5 protein-coding genes and 1 pseudogene are annotated in these 4904 nt (G+C 64.5%); 4 read left to right on the forward strand and 2 right to left on the reverse strand.

The genetic code is table 11. The features are described from left to right. A partial coding sequence (locus JCM9942_RS10925) for a BaiN/RdsA family NAD(P)/FAD-dependent oxidoreductase (protein ID WP_157722877.1) occupies positions 1-614 on the reverse strand: 614 nt, incomplete at its 3' end. A 13-nt stretch (positions 615-627) separates the two neighbouring features. After that, positions 628-1176, reverse strand: a complete 549-nt coding sequence (locus JCM9942_RS10930) for a YaeQ family protein (protein WP_054659635.1) — start codon at positions 1174-1176, stop codon at positions 628-630. A gap of 63 nt (positions 1177-1239) precedes the next feature. Between JCM9942_RS10930 and JCM9942_RS10935 the strand changes: the two genes are divergently transcribed. From JCM9942_RS10935 to JCM9942_RS10950, 4 genes and pseudogenes are all read left to right on the forward strand, one after another. Next, positions 1240-2109 carry a pseudouridine synthase gene (locus JCM9942_RS10935; RefSeq protein WP_241772694.1) on the forward strand — a complete coding sequence of 290 codons (870 nt, stop codon included), beginning with the start codon at positions 1240-1242 and terminating at the stop codon, positions 2107-2109. A gap of 421 nt (positions 2110-2530) precedes the next feature. Further along, a complete protein-coding gene (locus JCM9942_RS10940; RefSeq protein ID WP_054659637.1) occupies positions 2531-2740 on the forward strand; it encodes a cold-shock protein in 210 nt (69 codons plus the stop codon). Positions 2741-2880: 140 nt separating this feature from the next. After that, complete coding sequence (locus JCM9942_RS10945; protein ID WP_054659639.1) at positions 2881-3573, forward strand: glutathione S-transferase; 693 nt, start codon at positions 2881-2883, stop codon at positions 3571-3573. 37 nt (positions 3574-3610) lie between these two features. Next, positions 3611-4904 (forward strand): annotated as a pseudogene (locus JCM9942_RS10950) (protein adenylyltransferase SelO); the annotation flags it as partial.

A 4904-nucleotide genomic window follows, 5' to 3' on the forward strand; every position in this document is an offset into this window, starting at 1 on the left:
CGCTCCTGGTGCCTGCCGCTGAGCGTGAGCGGCACCAGGCCGGCGCGCGTGGGCAGCACTTCGTGGCCGAAACGCCGCGCGACCTCGTAGCCGAAGCCGCTGGCGCCCATGCTGGGAATCGACAGGCCGCCGGTGGCGATCACCACCGAGGCGCAGTGGAACAGTCCCTGGGCGGTCTGCACGCGAAAGCCATCGCTGCCGCGTTCAATGTCCTGCACGCCGCAGTCGGTACGGATCTGCACGCCGGCCGCGTCGCATTCGTCCAGCAGCATCCTGACGATCTGCTTGGAGGAAATGTCGCAGAACAGCTGGCCCAGCTCCTTCTCGTGGTAGGCGATGCGGTGTCGCTCGACCATTTCGATGAAATCGGCCGGGGTGTAGCGGGCCAGTGCGGATTTGCAGAAATGTGGATTGGCCGACAGGAAGTTGCCGGCGGTGGTGCCGGTATTGGTGAAGTTGCAGCGTCCGCCCCCGGACATCAGGATCTTCTTGCCAACCTTGTTGGCATGGTCGATCACCTGCACCCGTCGGCCGCGTTGACCCGCGGTGAGGGCGCACATCAAGCCCGCAGCGCCCGCGCCGATCACCAAGACGTCGCAGCGGATGGTGTTCATCGCCACGCCGATCTCACTCTGCCGGGCGCTTGCGCCAGACCGGGATCACATCCAGCTGTGTCTGGTCGTTGAGCAGCTGTACTTCACCATCCTGGATCAGCACGTTCCAGCGCATGGCCCGTTGGATCTGCTGTCCCCACTGCTCGACGAACCCGGCCGGCAAATCCAGTACGGAAAGGTTGTCGAAACGCACCAGGTGCTTGCCCTGCTTCTGCCACCAGATGTCGGAGGCATGGCCGCCGTAGTTGACCACCTGCACGCGGCCGCTGCGGTTGCAGGCCTTGCGGATGCGCGATTCGTCCGGATGGCCCAGGTCGATCCACTGTTCGATGGCGCCGGTGTAATCGAGCTGCCACAGGTCCGGCTCGTCCTCGGTGCTCAGGCCCTTGCCGAATTCCAGCCGGTCCTGGGCGTTCAGGGCGAAGGCGAGCAGGCGCACCATCAGGCGCTCGTCGGTTTCGGACGGATGCTGGGCCAGGGTCAGGTTGTGGGTCGCGTAGTAGCCGCGATCCATGTCGCTGATCTGCAGCTCGGCCTTGCGGATGGTGGCGGTGAGGGCCATGGGAATACCGGGAAAGAAGACCGGCCATGATAATGCCTCGCCCCCTTCCCGACCTGTACGCCTGTGCCTGATCCCGATCTGCCCAGCCGCCTGCAACTGGCGCCCGGTTCCTGGGCCTGCCTGCTGGACGGGTTGTGCGCGCGATTCCCGCAGGTTTCCCGCGCGCAGTGGCTGGACCGGTTTGCACGGGGCAGGGTGCTGAGCGCCGGTGGCGTGCCGTTGATGCCGCAGCAGCCGTGGCGGGCGGGGCTGGAAATCCAGTATTTCCGCGAAGTGTCCGAAGAGCCCAGGATTCCGTTCGTCGAGCAGGTGCTGTATCAGGACGAGGATCTGCTGGTCGCTGACAAGCCGCATTTCCTGCCGGTCATGCCAGCCGGTCAGTATGTCCGTGAAACGTTGCTGACCCGGCTGGTCGCGGCAACCGGCAACCGTGATCTTGTGCCACTGCACCGGATCGATCGCGGAACGGCCGGGTTGGTGCTGTTTTCCTGCAACCGGCGCAGCCGCGCGGCCTATCAGCGGCTGTTCCGTGATCGCCGTATCGACAAAGGCTACGAGGCGCGGGCGCTGGCACTGCCTCAGGCGTGGTTTCCATTGGAGCGCGCCAGCCGTATCGAGCGTGGTGAGCCGTTCTTTCGCATGGCCGAGTGCGCGGGCGAGCCGAATTCGCTGAGCCGGATCTCCGTGATTGAGCGCACAGGAGCCGTCTGGCGCTATGCCCTTGAGCCGGTCACCGGTCGCAAGCACCAGCTGCGCGTGCATATGGCCGCGCTGGGGGCACCGATTCTGGGAGATGACATCTACCCGCAGCTGGTCGAGCGGGCCGTTGATGACTACCGCGCGCCGTTGCAGCTGCTGGCGCGGTGTCTGGCGTTTGTGGATCCACTCAGTGGCAGGCGTCGCGAATTTTGCAGTGAGCGCACGCTGGGCTGATCGGCGGTGGCCGGGCGTCCGGTCGCCTGGATCATTGGTGGGCTCCGAATGGCGGCGTTGGACGTATTGGGTGACTTCACCGGACGCTCCGAGGTCGTGATCTCACGCAGTCTGGCTATAATTTTTCGCGTTGCAGACGCAGGGAAGTGCGTTTTTTGCGGGTAAGTTTATGAATTCATTCGGTATATTTTGGGGCCTGAATCCATCGGATTACCTGAATACGGTTTTTGTCGCTTTTTGGCGAAAAGCCGCGTATCGTTTGCCCCACTGTGCTTGCAAGGGTCACCGTGAATCGTGGCCTGATGCAGTTGATCTACAACGATCCGCTCATCGATCCGCTTTACCAAACGCCTGCAACTCAGTCTCGGCCCCGATACCCGGTGGCTGCGATTATTTCAACTTATGTTTCAGGAGTTAGTATATGTCTGATCGTCAGACCGGCACCGTCAAGTGGTTCAACGACGCCAAGGGCTTCGGCTTCATCACCCCGGAAAGCGGCCCGGACCTGTTCGTGCATTTCCGCGCCATCCAGGGCAACGGCTTCAAGTCGCTGCAGGAAGGCCAGAAGGTGACTTTCGTCGCCGTGCAGGGCCAGAAGGGTATGCAGGCTGACCAGGTGCAGGCCGTCTAATTCAGACGCCAGCCACCGCAAGGTAGCCAAAAACGCCGGAAGCGCAAGCTTCCGGCGTTTTCTTTTGTCTGCGTGTTGGCCGTAACACCCACGCTGCGCTTGGCTCGTTAGCATGCGGCTTTGAATCTGCGGAATGGCTGATGATCACGGTCCATCATCTGGAGAATTCGCGTTCGCTGCGCGTGCTGTGGATGCTTGAAGAGCTGGGGCTGCCGTACGAACTGCTGCGCTATGCGCGCGATCCGCAGACATGGTTGGCGCCGCAGGCGTTGTGGGATGTCCATCCGTTGGGCAAGTCGCCGGTTCTGCAGGACGATGCGCTGATCCTGGCCGAGTCCGGCGCGATTCTGGAATATCTGGCTGATCGTTACGACGCGGACAGGCAGCTGTCACCGGCCCCTTTTCCCGCGCAGGCGCCGGAGCGGCTGCGTTATCGCTACTGGTTGCATTACGCCGAGGGTTCGGCGATGCCGCCGTTGCTGATGAGCCTGGTGTTCGCCCGCCTGCGCAAAGCACCGATGCCGTTTTTCGCCCGACCGGTTGCGCGTGCCATCGCCGCCCGGGTGATGAAGACGTATGTTGGCCCGCAGCTCAAGTTGCATCTGGATTGGATGGAGCGGGAGCTGGGGCAATCCAGCTGGTTTGCCGGAGAGCGGTTCACCGCCGCCGATATCCAGATGAGCTTTCCGATCCAGGCTGCGGCCTCGCGTAGTGGAGGATTGCAGGCCTATCCGCGATTGCAGGATTTTCTGGCCCGCATCGCACAGCGTCCGGCCTACCGGCGGGCGGCGGAGCGTGGCGGCAGGCTGGATCTGGCCGCTGGCCGCCGCTGAGGTTGCAGCCAGCGGGTGGCGCCCCCATCTGCAGACGATGAGCACCCACTCCCTGCACTTTGACAACCGCTTCCTGCGCGAGCTTCCCGGCGACAGTGAGGCCGGATCGCGCCGCCGCGAAGTACAGGGAGCGGCCTGGTCGCAAGTCATGCCGACCCCGGTCGCCGCGCCGCAGTTGCTGGCGTGTTCGGCCGAGGTGTTGGCATTGCTTGGCTTTGATACGGCCGAGGTCGGCAGCCAGGCGTTCGCCGAGGTGTTTGCCGGCAACGCACTGTATGAGGGCATGCAGCCTTGGGCGGCGAACTATGGCGGGCACCAGTTCGGCAACTGGGCCGGCCAGCTGGGCGACGGGCGGGCGATTTCGCTGGGCGAGCTGGTGGCCGATGGACGGCGCTGGGAGCTGCAGCTCAAGGGCGCCGGAGCGACGCCGTATTCGCGCGGCGCCGATGGTCGTGCGGTGCTGCGCTCCTCGGTCCGCGAGTTCCTGTGCTCGGAGGCCATGCATCATCTGGGTGTGCCGACCACCCGGGCGTTGAGCCTGGTGGCGACCGGCGAGCCGGTGGTGCGCGACATGTTCTACGACGGTCATCCGCGCCTGAGCCGGGGGCGGTGGTCTGCCGGGTGGCGCCGTCGTTCGTCCGTTTCGGGACGTTCGAGCTGCCGGCCTCGCGTGGCGATACGGCATTGCTGCGGCAATTGGCCGATTTCTGCATTGCCCGTGATTTTCCCGAGCTGGGCGGCACCGGTCAGCCGCGTTACGCGGATTGGTTCATGCAGGTGTGCACGCGCACCGCGGTGATGGTCGCGCACTGGCTGCGGGTCGGCTTCGTGCACGGGGTGATGAACACCGACAACATGTCCATTCTTGGTCTGACTCTGGACTACGGCCCTTACGGCTGGGTGGAGGACTACGACCCTGACTGGACGCCCAATACCACCGATGCGCAGGGCCGTCGCTACCGTTTCGGCACGCAGATGCAGGTGGCGTACTGGAATCTGGTGCGGCTGGCGCAGGCGCTGGGGCCACTGTTTGATGAGGTGGCGCCGTTGCAGGCGGGGCTGGATGCCTTCGGTGAGCGTTATGCGGCCGAAGAGCGGGCGCATCTGGTCGCCAAGCTGGGGCTGGGGGAGTTCCGCGATGGCGACGAGCTGCTGATGGCGCAGTTCCGCCAGTTGCTGCATGCCGGGCAGATGGACATGACGCTGGCGTTCCGGGCGCTGGCGGAGGTGGATCCGGCCGCCCCTGCGCTGGCGCCGCTGGAGGAGGCGTTCTATTCGTCCCAGGCGCGCGCGCATGTGCTGCCCGCATTGGAGGACTGGCTGCGCCGGCA

Source organism: Stenotrophomonas pictorum JCM 9942 (assembly GCF_001310775.1).
Classification (GTDB): domain Bacteria; phylum Pseudomonadota; class Gammaproteobacteria; order Xanthomonadales; family Xanthomonadaceae; genus Stenotrophomonas; species Stenotrophomonas pictorum.